Origin of the sequence: Photobacterium aquae (assembly GCF_001029445.1) — a bacterium.
Classification (GTDB): Bacteria; Pseudomonadota; Gammaproteobacteria; order Enterobacterales; family Vibrionaceae; genus Photobacterium; species Photobacterium aquae.
On sequence record NZ_LDOT01000023.1, the window covers coordinates 12,236 to 31,352 of the forward strand.

Sequence of the window (19,117 nt, forward strand, 5' to 3'; positions counted from 1 at the left end):
TGGGAAGCGGAACCCGTATGGGGCCGCTTCTTTTTTATCTGCTGTCGTTACCAGAAAAGCGAATAATAACAAAGGTAGGAAACGTGCCAAGGAATGCGCAAAGTGGAGCAAGAAGGAAAGTAGACAGTAGCTGGCTTTTAGGACTTGATGGCTGGCTGCGATGGCGGTTTATCATGGCGTTTATACTTCTAGGCGTGGGAATAACGGCTAACGCGGAGCCCAATTATGTCGGAAGTCAAACTTGTGCAGGGTGTCATCAGGAGCAGATGGCGGCATGGCAAGGATCGCACCATGATAAGGCGATGCAGCACGCGACCGTAGATAGCGTGTTGGGCAATTTCAATAATCAGGCATTGCGATTTAACGGCAGCGAAAACCGTTTTTTTCGTAAAGGTGAAGAATATTGGGTGCATATTGCCGACAGTGATGGGCACTATCGTGACTATCAAATTAGCTATACCTTTGGTTACTACCCACTTCAACAATACATGGTGGCATTCCCCGATGGTCGTATTCAGCTGATCCCGTTTGCTTGGGATACCCGGCCTGAGTCCGAAGGCGGGCAGCGTTGGTTCAATTTGTATCCGGATCAAACCGTTACCGATCGTTTTTATTGGACCAATACCGGACAGAATTGGAACCACATGTGCGCCGATTGCCATTCAACCAATGTCCAAAAAAATTACGATGCAAAGGGCAATCGCTACGCGACATCCTTTTCGGAAATCAATGTTGGTTGCGAAGCCTGCCACGGACCTGCGAGCTTGCATATAGACTGGGCCAAGCAAGTTGCCGACATGCCTCGCGACACACCCACTATTCAACAATCGGAATCGGGGAAAGGTTTGGCGAATCGTTCGCCCGATGGCGCTTTTCAGAACGAAGGGCTACACGATGGGCGAGATAGAGAGGATGCATATCAAGCCATGCAGATTGGGCTAACTCGAGATCTGAAACAAGCCGTGAGTCAATGGGTGCATCAAGAGGGGAATAAGACACTCCAGCCAAAGGCGATCGGTCAAACTGATCAGATAATGGCGTGTGCCCAGTGCCATAGTCGCCGCACCCAACTGAATGAATCGCCTCATCGCTTACGGCAACCGTTTTCAGACTCATCCAAATCACCCGCAGACATACAGAATGGCGGCTCTTTGGCGGCGAGAGAGCAGGGAGCCAATGCGTTTTTGAACAAGTACCGCATGAGTTTGATTACTGAGGAATTGTATTATCCTGATGGTCAAATTTACGATGAGAACTACGTATATGGCTCTTTTTTGCAGTCGAAGATGGCCAAAAAAGGCGTGACATGTACCAACTGCCATGATCCCCATACAGCCAAGTTAACAATGCCAGAGCCTGCGTTGTGCCAGCAATGCCATAACGCCAGTGCGTACTCACCCCAGAATCATACTTTTCACCCTCCCGGATCTGAAGCGTCGAAATGTACCTCTTGCCATATGACCGAAACGGTATATATGTCCGTTGATCCTAGACGTGATCACAGCTGGCAAATACCGCGGCCTGATCTGAGCCAGCATACGGGTGCGCCCAATGCCTGCACTCAGTGTCATCAGGATCGTGATGATAAGTGGGCGGCACAGCAACTTGCCAAGTGGTTTCCTCATTCAAAATATCAGGATGCTCGGCACTTTTCGGTGGCTTTCTATGCCGAATCGATAGGCCATAGAGATGCTATCGATGCGCTGGCCTACATCGCTCAGGATGCCAGCGAAAGTGAGATTATTCGGGCATCGGCGCTGGAGCGGTTAGCCGGTCATGCCGGAGATCCCCGTTCACTGAGTGCCCGCCAGCAAAATAGGGTGGTGGCACTGGGGCGGGCAGTAAAGCATGACAGCGCGATGATCCGGCTAGGGGCAATTACCGGTTCGCAGGGTTTTGGTCTGGTAGAGCGTTGGCAGATATTGAGCCCGCTGCTGGTTGATCCGGTTCTGTCGGTACGAACAGAAGCCGCTGGTGCGTTGGTGGAGGGATGGTCGACGCTGTCACCGGCGCAGCAGCAACAGCTAATCCCCCCTCTTGCCGAGTATATGGAGATTCAGCAGTACAACGCCGATAGGGGATTTGGCCGCACCAATATGGGGAATGTCTATCGGGCTCAGGGCGAGATAGACAAAGCGATCGCCGCCTATCAGGGAGCTATTGCCATTGAGCCTTATTTTGATAATAGCTACGTAAACCTTGCTGATTTGTACCGAGAGCAGGGTAACGAGCAGTTGGCATTACAGACGCTTATCTCGGGGATGAAGGCCCAGCCGAAATCGGCGGCATTGCCATTTAGTACTGGGTTGGCATTGCTACGTAGAGGAGATAAAACCGGGGCTGTCGAGTATCTCAAGCTGGCGGCTGAACTGGCGGCATCCAATTCTCGTTATTGGTATGTATATGGTTTGGCTCTGGAGCAGCAGGATGTGATAGCGGCCAGCCAATCGCTGGAAAAGGCGTTTGCCTTGAGCGGCAACCCGCAGCACTTGTATGCCCAGTGTGAGGTTCTGGCGAGGAATCCTCAGGACGCTGCGGTTGCGATGGCGCTGAGCCGTTGTCTGAAGCAGTTGAGCCAATATGTTCCGCCCGAAGCGATTAACAGCTTGAAAGCGCAGTCACAGCATAATCGATAGTTATTAATACAAGGGCATGGCATTGAAAAACATGACTGGGGGCATCCATGAATCAAAATCAAACCGAAATTAATGAACTTATTGCGCTGACTGAGCGAAGTGTCATTGGACAAAGCCATGTGGTGCGGGCATTGGTGATCGGTTTGCTGACCAATGGCCATGTGTTGCTGGAGGGCTTGCCGGGCACGGCGAAAACACGGTCGGTGAAATCCTTGGCCAATTTGCTTGATACCCGATTTGGCCGTATTCAGTTTACTCCGGATTTATTGCCGTCTGACGTAACGGGTACCGAGGTCTATCAAGAGGTTAACGGCAAACCCCTGCTGCACTTTCAGCCTGGCCCGATTTTCAACAATATCGTCTTGGCTGATGAGGTAAACCGCGCGCCGGCCAAGGTTCAGGCGGCATTGTTGGAAGCGATGGCGGAGGGGACGATCACCGTGGGTAACGAAACCCATGAGCTGCCACCGTTGTTTATGGTACTTGCTACTCAAAATCCGGTGGAGCAGGAGGGAACCTATCCGTTGCCAGAAGCGCAGATGGATCGCTTCATCATGAAAGTGACGGTGGATTACCCGGATGACAGTGCCGAGCGGGATATCGTGCGGCTTGTTCGCAATGAAGAACGCATTGAAGAGCACCATGACGAATGCAATGGCGAGCGCGAAGAAAAGGCCATACAGAGTGAGGATCAAAGCGCGGGAGAAAGTGATATAGCGCAGCGTGATGAAAGCCGTTATATCGATCCCGAAGTGGTATTTGCTGCCCGCCGTGCGCTGCCGGACATTGCGGTGTCTGATTTGGTCGAAAATTACATTGTGGCCTTGGTGATGGCGACTCGCCATCCGGATCGTTATCCCGAGACTGATTTGTCCCGCTGGATTGAAATAGGCGCAAGCCCTCGTGCCTCGATTGCGCTGGATAAATGTGCCCGTGCCTATGCATGGCTGCAAGGGCGGGACCATGTTCTGCCGGATGATGTGCGTGCTATGGCATCCATGGTGCTCGGTCACCGCATCAGTCTCTCTTATGACGCTTTGGCTGAAGGTATCACCCATCAGATGGTAGTGAATGCGCTGCTTGACCATGTGCAGATAGGCTAGGGGTAGATATGGCCAGACCGACGATTGTTCCGCGCTCTCAAGATCTCGACCCGCGCCTGTATTGTGATTATGCCCAGTTGGTGCGTCTGCAATCACAGGCGATGTCGTTCAGTTTGCTGCCTCATCTTAAAGCTGGCAGCGTCTTGTCTGGGCGCCATCACTCATTGTTTCGCGGTCGTGGTTTGAACTTTGAAGAGTTACGGCACTACCAGCGAGGGGATGATATTCGCAATTTGGACTGGAAAGTGACCCTGCGTACCGGCAAACCCCATGTACGTACCTATACCGAGGAAAAGGATCGTAACGTGATGCTTTGCGTTGATCAGCGTAGCTCCATGTTCTTTTCCTCAACTTCGGTGATGAAATCTGTGGTGGCTGCGGAAATTGCGGCGATGTGTGCCTGGCGGATCCTAAAAGACGGTGATCGAGTGGGCTTTTTGATTGCCGATAGCCAGCATCTTCATATCAGCAAGTCCCAGCGTTCCCAGCATGGGGTGTTACGCCAGCTGCGCCTGCTTAGTCAGGTAAATCAATCGCTGAGCGTGGCATCGCAAGATGGCGATCAAGTGGGGTTTTCCCGTTGGTTGTATCAGCTAGGCCGGATGCGCCTGAAACAGTCGACTCTGGTGATCATCAGTGACTGGCATGATTGCGACGAATCCATGCTGGAGCAGCTCAAACAGTGGCAGCAGCATAACGATGTACTGGCCGTTCAAGTGAGTGATCCGTTCGAGCAAGCTCTGCCCCCTGAACTTGCCGGGGCCAATTGGGTAATAGGTGATGGAACCTATCAGATGAATCTTGATTCGCACGTCAAGATCGAGCAGGCAAGCCGTTATTTGCATGCCCAATCTGGCCGTCAGCGTGATGCTTTGAGGCGTTTGATGGCAATCAAACGGTTGCCACATATCGAACTGGATACAAGGGGCGGGCATCTGGGCTGTTTCCGGCAAGCAGTAGGAGAGCGAGGATGACTGCCACTGAAAAGATGGTATCACAGGGCGTAGCGGAACATGCCCCGCCGAGCAGTTATATGTTGCGTAATCTGCATGATGTTCCGGTGCCGGATGGGGTCAGTTGGTGGCCGCAGACATTGGGATGGACAATTCTCGGTGCGGCTTTGGTGCTGTTACTGATGTACTGGGTTTACCGGCAGGTGTGGGAATGGTGGCAAAACCGCTACCGTACAGAAGCCCTTGCCGCGATCGACAGGATCAACAAGGATCCTGCTATGAGTGCGATCCAGCGCGGGCAGGCGCTATTTCAGGTACTCAAAGTGGTGATGGTGTATTTGGATAGTCGTCATTCCGCGCTATTTGGCCAGCCATTTTTGCAGCAGCTTGATCGCTATTGCTCTGCTGATCTGTCAGGGCTTGCTTCGGAACGTGGTTTCGATAATGCATTGGGTGCGCGCTGGATGCAGTCATTGGTCAATCCTCATATTGGGTTAGCAGTGTCAGATTGGCAGGTATTGCATGCCAATAGTTGTGAATGGCTGAAAACGCATTCGCCCCGGCGTGGTCGGTCTGATTTGCAATCAGCCGAAGGTGCAGGGGAATAAGGATGAACGTTTGGTTGTCGTTGGCGTCGCTTCAGTTCGAGTTTGCTCATCCGTGGTGGTTTGTGATTCTGCCGTTGCCGCTGGTTGTTTATTTTCTTGTGCCGGCTTACCGCACTAGGCAGTTGGCCACCAAAGTACCGTTTTTTCGCCAACTATCAGAAGCGTTGGATGCCAAGCCCACACGGGGGGCCAGCCAGCTCTCTCCTCGCTGGTGGCAGAGGGCGACCTTGGTTTTGTCTTGGATCTTAGTGGTCGTTGCTTTGGCCAAGCCGATGGTGCTGGGAGAGCCGCAGACAAGAGAGCGGATGGGAAGGGATCTGATGGTGGTGGTGGATTTGTCCGGCTCAATGGCTGAGCAGGATTTCAGCTCGGATAACGGAGCCCAGATCTCTCGCTTGGAGGCCGCCAAGCAAGTGCTTTCCGATTTTTCCAAAACGCGAAAAGGAGATCGTTTAGGGCTTATTTTGTTTGGGGATGCCGCGTTTGTCCAAACGCCTTTTACGGCGGATCAGGCGGTTTGGCTGGCATTGCTGCAGCAGACGGACGTCGCGATGGCAGGGCAAAGTACCCATTTGGGTGATGCAATGGGCTTGGCTATCAAGGTGTTTGAACAAAGTGCGCAATCTCGCTTGGCGGCTGGGGAGAGTGGATCCCGAGAGCAAGTGGCCATTGTGCTAACAGACGGTAACGATACCGGCAGTTTTGTTGAGCCGGTTGAAGCAGCCAAGGTTGCTGCCGCCAAATCAGTGCGTATTTATATGATTGCGATGGGAGACCCGCGTACGGTGGGCGAGAGTGCGTTGGATATGGATACCATCAATCAGGTTGCGAGGTTGTCAGGGGGAAAGGCGTTCTCGGCCTTGAACCGTGACGAATTGGAGCAGGCCTATGCACAGGTGGGTAAATTGGAGCCCCAGCTCTATGAGAGCATGACCTATCGGCCCAAGCAGAGTGTGCATCATTATCTGATCGCCTTGGTTATCGTGATGTACTTGGTTGCATTTGGTATTGCGAGTTTTCAGCGTTATGTTGGAAAGCAGGCTCGCGAGAATAAACAAAGGGCCAAGCAGCAAGGAGCCCGGCATGTTCGATAGTCAGGGCATACAGGCTTTTATCAGCCAGTTTCATTTTATTCGACCGTATTGGTTATTGGCGCTGTTGCCGATGTACGCGGTGTTTTATTGGCGTTGGCGCGAAGAAAGTCAGCCGAGTTGGCAGGATGTGTTGCCGGCCCATTTGCGCAGGGCCTTGACCTTGGGAGAGCAAGGTTGGCGTAAGCAATTACCATTGAAAGTGTTGGCGTTGATCATGACATTGGCGATTGTGCTCTGCGCCGGGCCGACATGGCAACGAGAAGCCTCGCCATTTGGAGAGGACAAAGCCGCTATGTTGGTAGTGCTGGATAACAGCGAAAGTATGCTCCAGACCGATTTGGCTCCCAGTCGACTTGAAAGGAGCAAACAGAAAATCCGCGATTTATTGGCGTTGCGTGATGGCGGGAAAGCAGGTCTGGTGGTTTATGCAGGGACGGCCCATATGGCGATGCCTGTAACGCAGGACAGCCGGGTATTTGCTCCGTTTCTGGCCGCGATTACACCGGAGATAATGCCGGTAGAAGGCAAATCGGCAGAGCAGGCATTGCCGCTTGTTGCGGAACAATTGCAGGGGACGCCGGGCTCAACAGTGCTATTGGTGAGTGATGGTGCTAATCAAAGCACAATTGATGCTTATCGAGAATATTTTGCGAATAATCCCTACCAGTTGTTGACTTTGGCAGCGGGCAACCCCGATGTTACCAGTTCAGATCCTATCAATATGAAGGCGCTTGGCGATCTTGCCAGTGCCAGTGATGGCCGATTGGTGACAATGACTGTGGATGGCTCGGATGTCGAGGCGTTGAATCGCTATATTGAGCGAAATATGCAACTTAATGGAGAATCTGCTATGCCGTGGAGGGACATGGGATATAGCCTGTTGATTCCTATTGCGGTGATTTTGCTGTTGTGGTTTCGCAGAGGGTGGCTAGTGCAGTGGAGTTGGGTGGCGATGGTGTCACTGTCGTTGCTGTTGTCTGCCATGTTTAGTGCATCGATCTTGTATGCCCCCGCAGTGAATGCCCAACCGGTAGAGATGAAAGCCAAACAAACCGACCCTGTTGAGACGCTGACAGCGTTAGATAAAGCGACGCAGTGGTGGTGGGACTTATGGCTCACGCCGGATCAGCAAGGACAGTGGTTGTTTAATAAAAGCGAGTATTTGGCGGCAGGGCAGCATTTTGATGATCCGCTTCGTAAAGGTATCGCCTATTATTACGCGGGGGAATTTAAACTGGCACACACCGCTTTTATTCAGGCCGATTCGGATCGAGGCCAATATTACGCCGCCAGTGCTTTGGCTCGTCAGCGTGAATATTTGGCGGCGCGTGATTTGCTCAAATCTATGCTGGATAAACCAGGATTGGCTCCGGAATTAAAAAGAGATGTCGCCCATAACTACCGGGTGCTCAGCGGTATTGTGGATGACATCAATCAATTCAGCGAAAGTCAGGCGGGCTCGAGTGATGGCCCAGAGCAGTCGTTTGAATTGGGAGATGAGCCTCGTACGGCAGATGGCGCTGACGAGAAGACCTCTGCCGAGTTGATGGTGAAAGAGCACTTGAGTGCCAGTGAATTGCTGGGCAGTGATGACTTGGCGGATAAATGGCTCAAACGGGTAGAGGCGGATCCCAAGTATTTCCTTAAAGCGAAATTCCAGTTACAGCTCCGCGATAGACACCAGCAAGACAATCAAAGTACGGATGCAGATCATTCCGACAACGAGGGAGATCTGCAATGACGCAATATCGTGTGGTGCACAATAGGAAGATGAAAAGAAGTGACGCGGTTGCTTGGCGTTGGGTGATGTGGGTGTTTGCGATCGTGTTAATGAGCACAAGTGCTCTGGCTACACCAGATATCGAAAAAGAGACCGAAATAAGAGCCGATAAAACCGGTGTGCGGGTGAAGGCTTGGGTGGGCGACGAAGGAGGAAAACCGGTTTTTAGTGTGAACGAGCAGGTGATCCTCTCCATTGATGTTTCCACATCGCGCTGGTTTACGGGGGGGACTCGAATTGGTCGGGTTGATATTCCCAATGTGATCGCCAAACAACGCAATCAATTAGCCACCAATTACACGACACGAGAGCAAGGCCAGACATGGTCACATCAACGGTGGGAAATTACCCTGTACCCGCAGCAGTCTGGCCGGTTTACCATCCCGCCTATTTCGGTGAATGTGCAGGTATCAGGAGAGGATGGCCAGAATGTGCGAGGCACGGTGCAAACATCCCCCGTGCGTTTTGAAGCCCGGTTACCGTCAGGTTTGCTCACCCAAGAGAGCGTTTGGTTTACCGCTAGTAAGGCGGATGTCCGTCAGGTATGGCAGTCGTCGACGGATACACTCCATGTCGGGGACGCCGTAACCCGTACCATCACGATTACGGCACAAGATAGCTTGTCGGTGTTATTGCCAGATTTGATGGCGACAGAGACCAGTGGCGCGAACGCGGCATCATCTCTGCGTGGTTATCAGGCGTATGCCCAGCCGCACCAACTAAGCGATACCCAGTCGCGGGGGGATTATCAGTCCAGTCGTACCGAGCAGACGGTGTATATCCTGCAAATGGGCGGGGATATTCAGTTTCCGGACTATACCTTTTTCTGGTGGGATACTCAGCGTCAAATTTTGCAGACGGTGACGGTTGCCGGTAAGTCATTCCATATCGCACACACGTGGCGTTCGTGGCTGGCCTATTACTGGCCCATTTTGGCAAGCGTGATCATCAGCCTGTTGGTGCTAATGGGGGGATTGTGGGCGCTTCGCCGATATTTTCAGACTCATCCTAAGCCGGAGCGGTGGCAATTATGGCAATTGCTACGAAAAGGCCAATGGGCGCAGGCACGGGTATTGATTTACCGTCGTTTGCGATTAAACGGGGGGGAGCTGGAGATCTCTCAGGCCAGAGTGGGTCGACATTTCCCTTCTTGGGGCCATGACAGTGTGTCCTTCCAGCAAGAAGAGTCTGCCAGCCTTGCTCTGTATCACCGACTCTGGCGGCAGGTCGCAAAACGTGTTGGTCATCACCGAAGGCTGTGGCTATTGCCGAAAGCGTTGCCCACACTTGAAAATTTACCACAGCCGCTATCAAACAAAGGACGTGCGAAGTAGCGCGTCATAGAGTGCAAGGGCGGCCGGCCCGGTGTTAGCACCTTTGGGCAAGGTAAGGTGGAGGGGAACCTGATAGCAACTCGCATGTTCGACATTGATGATGGCAATGCCTGTGCTTTTCCCGCTATGTATCAAGTGTTCGGGTAATCGGCAATAACCACAGCCTTGCTCGACAGCCTGCATGGCATGGTCAAAATTGTCCACGGTGATCCGCTGCGAGGATTTCAGCCATCCCACATCCTGTGTTTTTCTCCCATCATTGTCAGATTGATTAGCCGTGTTTGCACCTCCCAAGTCTCGTACGACAATCTGGCAGATCGCCGATAGTTCTGTAAGAGAAATGCTGCTGGCTGTCGCGAGCGGATGATGACAGCTAATGACTGGGAGCATTTTTGTCATGCCGAAGGCTTGTGCCGGAAAATTGGTGACGGGCAAATTGATGATGGCAACATCGGCTTTAGCTTGTTTGACCATCTCTTGGGTTTTGCTCAATGACGTTTCGATAACTTGTACCGACGTGGTGCTGTTATCGGCCGCAAAATGTGCTATCGCCTGATAAAGAAGTCGGGGATCGCATAGGTGGTCAACGGCCACGGTAATCTCCGATTCTATTCCACGGCTAAGCTGGTGGCTGATTATTTCCAGTTCGTGTGCTTGCTCTAACATTGCACTAGCGCGGCGTAGCAATAATTGTCCAGTTGCATTTAGAACGCTTTTTCTTCCTTGAATATTCAGCAGTGTGACTCCCAGTTGTTCCTCCAGTTTTTTGACACTGTATATCAAGGTGGTATGGCTTTTGTTCAGCAAAGTAGCAGCGGCCTGAATGCTACCCGCACGGTGGATAGCGTCTAGTGTTTGCCATTGGTCGAGGGTGGTCTTGAGTTTCATTGGTCTAATTTATCTACCATTAGTGGCAATATTATGAACTTTAATGTCAATTTATTATAGATAAAAATGGCGGTATAGATTACGGCACAGTGCTCGTAGCAAGACAACAATAGAGGCAATACCATGAAATTACTGCAGGTGGATTTTCCGTTTAATGGCCCGTTTGGTGAAGAGATGGCGGCAGTATTGACGGGGTTGGCTGAATCAATCAACCAAGAGCCGGGGTTCGTGTGGAAAATTTGGACGGAAAGTGAACAGAACAAACTGGGGGGTGGCATTTATCTGTTTGTTGACCAAGCCAGCGCCGAGCGTTATTTGGCAATGCACACCGCTCGCCTGCAACAGATGGGTATTGATGGTATCCGAGGCCGGATTTTCGATGTTAATCCAACGCTTACTACGGTGAATCATGGCCCCGTGGCGTAATGGCTTAATCGTGTTTAGAGAGCAAGATATGAATAACAAAACTTTCTTTACCCTTCACGGTGTTATTTATAGTGTTTTTGCAGTGGCGTTGTTTGCTTTACCTGCTCAAATGTGGCCAATGTACGGTGTGCAGATTAACGATCAGTATGCGCTGTTTCTTTCTCAGCACACCAGTATTTTCCTTGGTGGTATTGCTGCTATCAGTTTGTTGCTGCGTGATATCGAATCAGGTCGGGTAGCGACCAAGTTGCTGGTGGCGTTGGTGATCACCAATGGCTTGGGTGTGCTGATAACCGGTTATGCTGCCGTTATGGGGATTTTTACCGGTCTTGGCTGGAGTGATCCGCTATTCTTTTTGTTGCTTGTGATATTGGGCCTGTGGCAGGTTAGAAAGCAATAGCAAATAAAACTGTATAAGAACAAAGCCACCTCGAAGGTGGCTTTGTTGCTTATACTTTCTGTACGCTATCAACCTCAATTTTGGATGAAGACCATTCGGAATCAATCTCTCCTCGGATTGTCACTTTATCTTTTGGCGTGACGTCTTGCCCCATCCAGTCTTCAAAATCAATGTCGACTTTTATTTCACCGGTATTGTCTTTGAATAGGTAAATCTCATTGCCTAGAGACTGCACGATATGGCCAGTTAATACGACATGAGTATCATCGGGAGCATTTTTTATTTCCGAAATGGTATTGATAATAGGTTGTATTTGAGAGCCATTAAATGCTGCAAGGACAGAGTTTGATGCCAATAGGAGTAGTGAGGTGGCTACGATCTTTTTCATTGTAATTTTAGTCTGTACTTATAGGAGGTTTAAATTATTCAGAATATGCAAAGAGTATGCATTGATGTAGGTGAAGAGATCGTGAAGAAAAATGCATTCTTCCTAAAAAATGTTCATAACAGAGAGCGTGTCTTGACGGTTTATTGATATGTTATTCAATACTTAACGTTGAGTGTTAATCCTGAAACGGTCTGCACTATCAATGGTTTCTTGCAATTTTGATATGGGCGTGCACATCAGGTTTTGTCGGTATTCAGCCTTTAAAATTTTATTGGCGGTTTTGGTTAACCAGATACTCTGTGGGCTTACACTGACCAGTCGGTGCATATAAGAGACAAAATCACCAATAGGCAGTAAATATTTTTCATGTACAGATTTTGAAATCTTTCGGTTATAGCGATAGTCAATAGGATCATAAATCTGTCGCAATGCATCATATTGTGGTTGGAAGGTTTCATTTTTCCAGAGGGCAAAGTCTTTGTCGCTGGCTGATCCCTGCCATAGCTCAATGGCTTTTGTAAAAAGCGGAGACGTGTCTTTTATCATTTGTTCAGCCAGTTTACAGTCACTCAGTTCACGGTATCTCTGTTCTCCGCCATTGAGGTCTATCTCCAGCCATGATTTCAAGGTGTGGAGTTTTTCTTTGGGAATAATAAGTGCATTGATCCTTAGCGTGACATAATCATCCTTCCCCGTAGGTTGGGCCGCAGGACTGACTAACTTACCATCAATGCTCAGGGTCATTTGCTCAAGGGTGATGTCACGGGTATTGAGTATGATGCGGGTATCGTGATTAGAGAGTCGATATTGTTTCGCGGCTAGTTCCGCCGAAAATTCTATAGCGGGATTGTCATTATTTAGTCGTTTAAGGGGCTGCATATTCATTAAATCTAAAAATGAAGAGCGGTTCAACGTAATAAAATAACACTGTGATGGTGTTTGTTGTGCGCATAGGCTGATCGTTACCGCGATTTCCTGTTGATGAATAAAGCCCCCATAAATCTCAGTAACATGGTAAGTCGGTTCTTCAGGTGAGATGGGTTGTGCGTTAACTAGATGTATTTTCGAGATGAACAGAATAGCCACGATCTTCAGGATGGTTATCATTTTCATTATTCTTTCAATAATCAGTAGTGAAGAGTGTTGATAAGATGGTTATTGGCTATTTTTATATAAAAAATAAAAGCCTTCGTTGAAAACGAAGGCTGGTAGGGATCACCACATTAGGTCATCTGGTACGACAAAGTCGGCGTACGGATCGTCTTCGGCAATGACGTCAGATTCAGGTTCTTTCTGCTCGATAATCACTTGAGCGTCGCGTTGGGCAATTTTATTGGCCACGCTGCTCGGAATGACAACGTAGGAGTCTTCGTAGCGGGCGATAGCCAGAATACCTTTGATAAGCTGATCACGAACAAGGGATTCAACATACAACGATTTCACGATGGTGCCATCGGTAAAGTTGTACTTGATATCGCTATCTTTTAAATTAAGTTTGTTCATTTCGATGAGTTGCTTAATTTGATGTTGAATCTCTTGAGTTAGGCGCTGCTCCTGCTGCTGCTCGCTCAGTGCTTTGTCACGCTCTTGCTGTAGTCGCTTGTTCTCTTCAACGGCCGCTTTAACTTCTCTTGCCTGTACACGGTTCTTTTTTGAGCCTTTCTTTGCTTTTTTAAGCTTCTTTTCATTGACCAAGCCAGCTTTAAGCATTTGCTCTTGAAGTGTTAGTTTCGCCATGTTGTTCTCGGTTAGTTCGTTGTTTGGGATATTTTACTGAGTCCCTAAACGCAAATAAAGGTTAGTTGTTACTGAATGGCAAGGTTACGTTCTTAAATTGAGTCTGGCCGTAATGGGTTTTCAATGAAACATTTTTTTATAGCTATAAAAAACCGCAGTTTGGGCTGCGGTTTGAGGGTGATAATAGCAGTAATTAGCGAAACAGGTAGCTAGGAGAGCAAGTTTTTAACGCTGTCTCGTTCGACCAAGGTGGGTTCTAGTTGAATCACCGTGTGGCCTTCGCGCTGATGGTTGATTTTTTCAAGCAATACATCAACCGCCTGCTGGCCCAAACGGTGCTTGGGTTGGTGAATTGTTGTGAGCGACGGTGTGACATACTTGGCCAGCTTGATGTCATCATAGCCGACGATGGAGAGATCGTCTGGCACCTTAATACCTCGTTTGCTAGCGGTATTAATGACTCCCATCGCCATCATGTCATTACAGATGAAAAAGGCTGTAGGCAGTTTGCCGTGTGCGTATACCTCATTGAATGCGATCTCGCCGCCTTCGCACTCGAAATTGCCAGAGGCGATCCACTGCTTGTTGATGCCAAGCCCTGCTTCTTCCATTGCCTGAATATAGCCCGATAAACGTTGTTGAGCGGTGAGCTTATCCAGTGGTCCGGTCAGGCAACCAATAGCGGTGTGGCCTTGTTCAATCAAGTGGCGGGTCGCTAAATAACCGCCATGATGCGAGTTATCCTGAATTTTGTCACTCGGGAAGTCGATTGGGCCCCAGTCCATCACCACCGTGGGGACGGGTTGGTGACGGGCGAACAGATCGAATGCTTGCCCGTCGACTTCGCTGCACATCAGCAGCAAGCCGTCGACGCGTTTTTGCAATAGGGTGTCGAGGTTGGCTCGCATACGTTCGAGATCCCCTTCGGTATTGCATAGAATGAGGTTATAGCCCTGCTCGTAGCAGCGCCGTTCGACACCTTTGACGACTTCGCCGAAAAAAGGGTTGGTTGAGGTGGTGACCAGCATCCCGAAGGTGCGGGTATGGTTGACTTTGAGGCTGCGTGCGAGTGCAGAAGGAGCGTAGTTGAGCGTTTCGACGGCTGCTATTACACGCACGGAGATGTCTTCACTGACAAAGCGGGTTTTGTTGAGTACGTGGCTGACCGTCGACGTTGATACGCCAGCATGTTTTGCCACATCTTTTATTGTCGCCATGGTTTCTCCCTAAGCCGCGCCCGAATGGGTGGGCGCGGCAAATCATAAAATCAATGTTCCATCAGGAAGCGCTCGACCTCACGTAGGTGCGGGATAGAGGTTTGCGCCCCGATTCGGGTCACTGAAATGGCTGCTGCTGCATGGGCAAAGCGGATGGCCTCTTCCATTGAACGACCGTCCTGAAGCCCGGTGAGCAGCGCACCGTTGAAGGTATCACCAGCTGCAGTGGTGTCTTTGGCGTCTACACGGAAGCCCGGTACCTGTTCACCTTTGCCGTTCTCACTGACCCAAACCCCTTGGCTGCCAAGTGTGATCAGAACCTGTGAAATGCCTTTGGCGTGCAGTACGTCTGCTGCTTGTTGTGCCGTCGCCATATCAACCACTTTCACGCCGGTAAGCAGTTCTGCTTCTGTTTCGTTTGGCGTAATCATATCAATATGTTGCAATAAGTCATCCGATAACGGCTGGGCTGGAGCCGGATTCAGCACCACTTGGGTTCTGGCCTGTTTGGCGATGCGAGCTGCGGCCTCGATGGTGGCCATTGGTGTTTCTAGCTGCATCAGCAGGGTATCGGCACTTTTGATCAGGTTGTGGTGCGGTTCGAGGCGCTCGGGAGTCAGGCAGCCATTGGCTTCGGCCGAAATAGCAATGCTGTTCTCGCCGGTGGCGGCAACTTGAATCATTGCAATACCGGTTGGCATGCCTGCTTCAATCATAACGGCGTCGTTGTTCATGCCGTCTTTGGCAAACTCCTCACGGATCTGGTGACCGAAGGCATCATCGCCGACACAGGCAATGAAAGCGATATCCGCACCCAGGCGGGCGGCGGCAACGGCTTGGTTGGCACCTTTGCCACCTGGGATCACATTGTAGCTATGGCCGTGCAGTGTCTCGCCCGGACGAGGGAAAGAGGCAACTTGAAGGACATGGTCGGCGTTCACACTGCCAAGAACGACTAATTTATTCATATCGGGACCTTTTTGATTCTATCTGGCCAAAATGTATGGGTTAGCAGCAGAAGGAGACACGGCTGCTAAACGATAGGTTTTGGCGACAGGGCCGAGGTTACCCCGGCCCTGTATAATCGAGTGGCAGATTACTCAGAAATGACTTTCAGTGGAACTGGAATATTGGCTTCCACTTTTTCGCCCTTCAGCATCTTGTCGGCGGTTTCGATACCTAGCGCACCGATAAGGTCAGGCTGCTGAGCAATGGTTGCACCTAGCTTGCCGCGCTTAACGGCGGCGATGCCGTCTTCAGTGCCATCGAAACCAACGATAAGCACGTCTTTGCCTGAGGCTTGTACTGCACGCAGGGCACCCAGTGCCATTTCATCGTTCTGGGCAAATACCGCTTGTACATCAGGGTTTGCAGCCAGCATGTTTTCCATAACATTCAGGCCCTTAGTACGGTCAAAGTCTGCTGGCTGGCTAGCCAGAAGCTCCATCTCGCTGCCGTCAACCGCTTGCATGAAGCCTTGGCCGCGCTCTCGGGCTGCCGATGTACCTGCAATGCCTTCTAGCTGGATCACACGCGCTTTCTCGCCCACTTTTTCCATGATGAACTTACCGGCCATTTCACCACCGGCTACGTTGTCCGACGCGATATGGCTGACAACTTCGCCACGGCTTGCGCCACGGTCAAGGGTCAGTACTGGGATCTTGGAGCGGTTGGCCATGCGGATGGCATTGGAGACGGCATCGGAATCGGTTGGGTTGATCAGAATAGCTTTCACACCGCGAACCGTTAGGTCTTCGATGTTCGACAGCTCCTTGCTTGGGTCATTTTGCGAATCAAGAACAATCAGGTTATAGCCCAGCTCTTTGGCTTTGGCTTCTGCGCCATCTTTCATGGTGACGAAGAATGGGTTGTTCAGGGTGGAAACCACCATGGCCAAGGTCTCTTGTGCAGCCGCAGTAGTGCTGAAAGAGGCAGAAATTACAGCGGCCGAGATCAGGGTTGCTAACTTTTTCATTCCGTTTTCCTTTCTACGATATGTCGGGTGTGTGGAGGCGGGCAGGGGGGATAACTGCCCGCACCATCGTTCAGAGGTTGTTGTTACTTGTTTTTGTTATCGACCAGTACTGCCAGCAGAATGACCACTGCTTTGGCAATCATCTGGTAGTACGAGGAGACATCCAGCAGGTTCAGGGCGTTGTTCAGGAAGCCGATGATCAAGGCACCGATTAGGGTTCCCATGATACGGCCCTTGCCGCCTGCCAGGCTGGTGCCGCCCAGTACAACTGCCGCAATCGCATCCAGCTCGTATCCCATACCTGCAGTAGGCTGAGCCGATGAAAGACGAGAGGTTACGATTAAGCCTGCTAGTGCTGCCAATAGGCCGCAGATTGCGTAGACGCCAATCTTGACGCGATCTACGTTGATACCAGACAGGCGTGCTGCAGATTCGTTGCCGCCCATCGCGTAGATGTAACGACCAAAGCGAGTGTGGTTAAGCATGTACCAGACCGCGGCGAACACAATCACCATCAGCCAGATTGGCACAGGGATGCCCATTGCATAGCCTGTACCGAACCAAGCAAAGCTGTCGGCTACGTCGGTAAAGCCGGTAGAAATTGGGCGGCCTTCGGTATAGACCATGGTGACACCGCGCAAGAGGGTCATGGTGACCAGAGTGGCAATGAAGGCCTGCACTTTGCCCTTGGCGATAATCACGCCGCTGATGGCGCCGAGAGCGGCACCGGCTAACAGGGCGGTAGGCACGGCCACCATGACCGGTACTTCCATTGCGATCAGCGAGGCAGCAAAGGCACCGCACAAGGCCAATACCGAACCTACGCTCAGGTCGATACCGGCAGTCAGGATGACCAAAGTCATACCTACGGCGATGATGGCATTAACCGAGGTCTGGCGCAGAATGTTGAGAATATTGTCGACAGTAAAAAAGTTCGGGTTAAGGAACGAGACCACCATAATCAAGAAAATCAGGGCGATCAGCGATTTTTGCTCAATCAGCCACTCTTTGCTAAATAGCTTGTTGCTACCTGCGGTTTGTTGTTTGGTCATAGCGTTGGTGCTCATGCTGCTACCTCGTTGATGTGTTTACCTACTGCGCAGGCAAGTAGTTTTTCTTGGTTGGCTTCGTTGGCCATGAATTCCCCGCTGATTTTGCCTTCGTGCATCACCAGGATACGGTCGCTCATGCCCAGTACTTCCGGCATTTCAGATGACACCAAGATGATGCTCATGCCTTCAGCTTTGAATTGGTTGATAAGCTGGTAGATTTCTTTTTTTGCACCCACATCGACACCGCGGGTTGGTTCGTCGAGGATCAGCACCTTAGGTCGAGTCATCAGCCCTTTGGCGATGGCAACTTTTTGTTGGTTGCCGCCGGAGAGGTTACCGATGATTTGGTCACGACTTGGTGTTTTGATATTGAATAGGCGGATAAAGTCTTCAACGGCGGTGACTTCTTCGTAATGGTTGAGCTGGATGCCTTTGGAAAGCTGCGCCAGTGAGCAGATAGACATATTTTCTTTAACAGAAAGCCCTAGGATCAGGCCGTCACCTTTACGGTCTTCTGAAATATACGCGATACCGTTGGCAAGGCCATCTTGTGGGTTGATTGGGTTGATCACTTTGCCGTCAAGAATGATATCACCGGATTCTCGAGTCTGTGCGCCGTAGATGACTTTCATCAACTCGGTACGCCCCGCGCCCATTAGACCCGAAATACCGAGAATTTCGCCACGGTCAAGGGTAAAGCTGACATTGTTCACCCCGGCTCCGCAGAGGTTTTTGACTTCGAGGCAGGTGGTGCCGTGCTTAACGTCAATACGAGGGTATTGCTCATCAAGGCGACGGCCAACCATCATTTCGATCATGCCGTCTTCATCGATGTCGGCGACCCGGCGCTGGCCGATGAACTTACCGTCGCGTAGAACAGTGATATCGTCGCAGATCTCGAAAATTTCCTTGAGGCGGTGCGAGATATAAACAATCCCGGTACCTTCTTCGCGAAGTTCGTTGATGACCTTGAACAGGGATTCTGTTTCTGTATCTGTCAGTGCGTCTGTCGGCTCATCCATAATAATGACCTGAGATTTGAACGACAGGGCCTTGGCGATTTCGACCATCTGCTGCTCACCCAGACTCAAGGCACCCAGCAGGGTTTTAGAGCTGTGCTTGACGTTCAGGCGTTGGAGTAGGGCATCGGCCTCGCGGTACATCTCGTTCCATTTGATACCGCCAAAAGCATTGGTACGCTCGCGGCCGAGGAAGATGTTTTCGGCAATGGTGAGCTCAGGGATAAGGTTGAGCTCCTGATGGATAATGCTGATGCCGGCTTCTTGGGAGTGGCGAGGGCCGTTGAATTTAACGTTTTGGCCCTGATAGCGTAGTTCTCCGGCATCCATCGTGTAGATTCCGGTCAGTACCTTCATAAGGGTCGATTTGCCGGCGCCGTTTTCTCCCATTAAGGCCATTACCTTGCCTGGGTAGACATTCAGGCTGGCTTTGTCCAGCGCTTTTACACCGGGGAAGGCCTTTTCGATGTCTTTGAGTTCTAGAATTGGCTGAGTCATGTGAAGTCC

General features: G+C 50.7%; 17 protein-coding genes and 2 pseudogenes. 10 read left to right on the plus strand and 9 right to left on the minus strand.

Annotated features, from left to right (window positions below; genetic code table 11):
• Nucleotides 1-173 precede the first annotated feature (173 nt).
• The 8 genes and pseudogenes from ABT56_RS15385 (at nt 174) to ABT56_RS15415 (ending at nt 9,508) form a co-directional block, all read left to right on the plus strand.
• Nucleotides 174-2,636: a multiheme c-type cytochrome gene (locus ABT56_RS15385; protein WP_157037871.1), complete on the plus strand. Its 2,463-nt coding sequence runs from the start codon at nt 174-176 to the stop codon at nt 2,634-2,636.
• Nucleotides 2,637-2,683: 47 nt separating this feature from the next.
• Nucleotides 2,684-3,262, plus strand: a pseudogene (locus tag ABT56_RS24660) (AAA family ATPase); the annotation flags it as partial.
• Between the two features lie 114 nt (nt 3,263-3,376).
• Nucleotides 3,377-3,739, plus strand: a pseudogene (locus tag ABT56_RS24665) (AAA family ATPase); the annotation flags it as partial.
• Nucleotides 3,740-3,747: 8 nt separating this feature from the next.
• Nucleotides 3,748-4,713, plus strand: coding sequence for a DUF58 domain-containing protein (locus ABT56_RS15395; protein ID WP_047879785.1), 966 nt, complete (start codon nt 3,748-3,750; stop codon nt 4,711-4,713).
• A complete protein-coding gene (locus ABT56_RS15400; protein WP_053062514.1) occupies nt 4,710-5,300 on the plus strand; it encodes a DUF4381 domain-containing protein in 591 nt (196 codons plus the stop codon). The genes ABT56_RS15395 and ABT56_RS15400 overlap by 4 nt, the downstream gene beginning before the upstream one ends.
• Nucleotides 5,301-5,302: 2 nt before the next feature.
• Complete coding sequence (locus ABT56_RS15405) at nt 5,303-6,394, plus strand: vWA domain-containing protein (protein ID WP_047879786.1); 1,092 nt, start codon at nt 5,303-5,305, stop codon at nt 6,392-6,394.
• On the plus strand, nt 6,384-8,135 hold the full coding sequence (locus tag ABT56_RS15410; protein WP_047879787.1) for a vWA domain-containing protein: 1,752 nt from the start codon (nt 6,384-6,386) through the stop codon (nt 8,133-8,135). The genes ABT56_RS15405 and ABT56_RS15410 overlap by 11 nt, the downstream gene beginning before the upstream one ends.
• Nucleotides 8,132-9,508 carry a BatD family protein gene (locus ABT56_RS15415; RefSeq protein ID WP_053062515.1) on the plus strand — a complete coding sequence of 459 codons (1,377 nt, stop codon included), beginning with the start codon at nt 8,132-8,134 and terminating at the stop codon, nt 9,506-9,508. Before ABT56_RS15410 ends, ABT56_RS15415 begins: the two co-directional genes overlap by 4 nt.
• Here the strand turns inward: ABT56_RS15415 and ABT56_RS15420 are convergent.
• On the minus strand, nt 9,485-10,396 hold the full coding sequence (locus ABT56_RS15420; protein ID WP_047879788.1) for a LysR family transcriptional regulator: 912 nt from the start codon (nt 10,394-10,396) through the stop codon (nt 9,485-9,487). The two genes, ABT56_RS15415 and ABT56_RS15420, sit on opposite strands and share 24 nt — an antisense overlap.
• A 123-nt stretch (nt 10,397-10,519) precedes the next feature.
• On the opposite strand from ABT56_RS15420, the gene ABT56_RS15425 reads away from it, so the two are divergent.
• Complete coding sequence (locus ABT56_RS15425; RefSeq protein ID WP_047879789.1) at nt 10,520-10,822, plus strand: monooxygenase; 303 nt, start codon at nt 10,520-10,522, stop codon at nt 10,820-10,822.
• A 28-nt stretch (nt 10,823-10,850) separates the two neighbouring features.
• The gene (locus tag ABT56_RS15430; RefSeq protein ID WP_047879790.1) at nt 10,851-11,222 is read left to right on the plus strand and encodes a hypothetical protein; all 372 of its coding nucleotides are present in this window, start codon (nt 10,851-10,853) and stop codon (nt 11,220-11,222) included.
• 49 nt (nt 11,223-11,271) lie between these two features.
• On the opposite strand, the gene ABT56_RS15435 is transcribed toward ABT56_RS15430, so the two are convergent.
• The 8 genes from ABT56_RS15435 to rbsA all read right to left on the minus strand — a co-directional run bounded on the left by ABT56_RS15435 (nt 11,272) and on the right by rbsA (nt 19,108).
• Nucleotides 11,272-11,610, minus strand: a complete 339-nt coding sequence (locus tag ABT56_RS15435) for a NirD/YgiW/YdeI family stress tolerance protein (protein ID WP_047879791.1) — start codon at nt 11,608-11,610, stop codon at nt 11,272-11,274.
• Between the two features lie 162 nt (nt 11,611-11,772).
• Nucleotides 11,773-12,723 carry a hypothetical protein gene (locus ABT56_RS15440; RefSeq protein WP_047879792.1) on the minus strand — a complete coding sequence of 317 codons (951 nt, stop codon included), beginning with the start codon at nt 12,721-12,723 and terminating at the stop codon, nt 11,773-11,775.
• 102 nt (nt 12,724-12,825) lie between these two features.
• A complete protein-coding gene (locus ABT56_RS15445; protein ID WP_047879793.1) occupies nt 12,826-13,347 on the minus strand; it encodes a DUF2058 domain-containing protein in 522 nt (173 codons plus the stop codon).
• Between the two features lie 209 nt (nt 13,348-13,556).
• On the minus strand, nt 13,557-14,564 hold the full coding sequence (locus tag ABT56_RS15450; RefSeq protein WP_047879794.1) for a substrate-binding domain-containing protein: 1,008 nt from the start codon (nt 14,562-14,564) through the stop codon (nt 13,557-13,559).
• A gap of 50 nt (nt 14,565-14,614) precedes the next feature.
• The gene (rbsK, locus tag ABT56_RS15455) at nt 14,615-15,532 is read right to left on the minus strand and encodes a ribokinase (RefSeq protein WP_047879795.1); all 918 of its coding nucleotides are present in this window, start codon (nt 15,530-15,532) and stop codon (nt 14,615-14,617) included.
• A 128-nt stretch (nt 15,533-15,660) separates the two neighbouring features.
• The gene (gene rbsB / locus ABT56_RS15460) at nt 15,661-16,539 is read right to left on the minus strand and encodes a ribose ABC transporter substrate-binding protein RbsB (RefSeq protein WP_047879796.1); all 879 of its coding nucleotides are present in this window, start codon (nt 16,537-16,539) and stop codon (nt 15,661-15,663) included.
• A gap of 83 nt (nt 16,540-16,622) precedes the next feature.
• Nucleotides 16,623-17,606: a ribose ABC transporter permease gene (gene rbsC / locus ABT56_RS15465; protein ID WP_047879797.1), complete on the minus strand. Its 984-nt coding sequence runs from the start codon at nt 17,604-17,606 to the stop codon at nt 16,623-16,625.
• Nucleotides 17,603-19,108 carry a ribose ABC transporter ATP-binding protein RbsA gene (rbsA, locus tag ABT56_RS15470; RefSeq protein WP_047879798.1) on the minus strand — a complete coding sequence of 502 codons (1,506 nt, stop codon included), beginning with the start codon at nt 19,106-19,108 and terminating at the stop codon, nt 17,603-17,605. The genes rbsC and rbsA overlap by 4 nt, the downstream gene beginning before the upstream one ends.
• Nucleotides 19,109-19,117 lie beyond the last annotated feature (9 nt).

Coding starts and splice junctions, on each gene's coding strand:
- ABT56_RS15445 (WP_047879793.1), bottom strand. CDS start 13,347: ATGGCGAAACTAACACTTCAAGAGCAAATGCTTAAAGCTGGCTTGGTC.
- ABT56_RS15405 (WP_047879786.1), top strand. CDS start 5,303: ATGAACGTTTGGTTGTCGTTGGCGTCGCTTCAGTTCGAGTTTGCTCAT.
- ABT56_RS15430 (WP_047879790.1), top strand. CDS start 10,851: ATGAATAACAAAACTTTCTTTACCCTTCACGGTGTTATTTATAGTGTT.
- rbsK (WP_047879795.1), bottom strand. CDS start 15,532: ATGAATAAATTAGTCGTTCTTGGCAGTGTGAACGCCGACCATGTCCTT.
- ABT56_RS15415 (WP_053062515.1), top strand. CDS start 8,132: ATGACGCAATATCGTGTGGTGCACAATAGGAAGATGAAAAGAAGTGAC.
- ABT56_RS15385 (WP_157037871.1), top strand. CDS start 174: ATGGCGTTTATACTTCTAGGCGTGGGAATAACGGCTAACGCGGAGCCC.
- ABT56_RS15420 (WP_047879788.1), bottom strand. CDS start 10,396: ATGAAACTCAAGACCACCCTCGACCAATGGCAAACACTAGACGCTATC.
- ABT56_RS15450 (WP_047879794.1), bottom strand. CDS start 14,564: ATGGCGACAATAAAAGATGTGGCAAAACATGCTGGCGTATCAACGTCG.
- rbsC (WP_047879797.1), bottom strand. CDS start 17,606: ATGAGCACCAACGCTATGACCAAACAACAAACCGCAGGTAGCAACAAG.
- ABT56_RS15440 (WP_047879792.1), bottom strand. CDS start 12,723: ATGAAAATGATAACCATCCTGAAGATCGTGGCTATTCTGTTCATCTCG.
- rbsB (WP_047879796.1), bottom strand. CDS start 16,539: ATGAAAAAGTTAGCAACCCTGATCTCGGCCGCTGTAATTTCTGCCTCT.
- ABT56_RS15425 (WP_047879789.1), top strand. CDS start 10,520: ATGAAATTACTGCAGGTGGATTTTCCGTTTAATGGCCCGTTTGGTGAA.
- ABT56_RS15410 (WP_047879787.1), top strand. CDS start 6,384: ATGTTCGATAGTCAGGGCATACAGGCTTTTATCAGCCAGTTTCATTTT.
- ABT56_RS15400 (WP_053062514.1), top strand. CDS start 4,710: ATGACTGCCACTGAAAAGATGGTATCACAGGGCGTAGCGGAACATGCC.
- ABT56_RS15395 (WP_047879785.1), top strand. CDS start 3,748: ATGGCCAGACCGACGATTGTTCCGCGCTCTCAAGATCTCGACCCGCGC.
- ABT56_RS15435 (WP_047879791.1), bottom strand. CDS start 11,610: ATGAAAAAGATCGTAGCCACCTCACTACTCCTATTGGCATCAAACTCT.
- rbsA (WP_047879798.1), bottom strand. CDS start 19,108: ATGACTCAGCCAATTCTAGAACTCAAAGACATCGAAAAGGCCTTCCCC.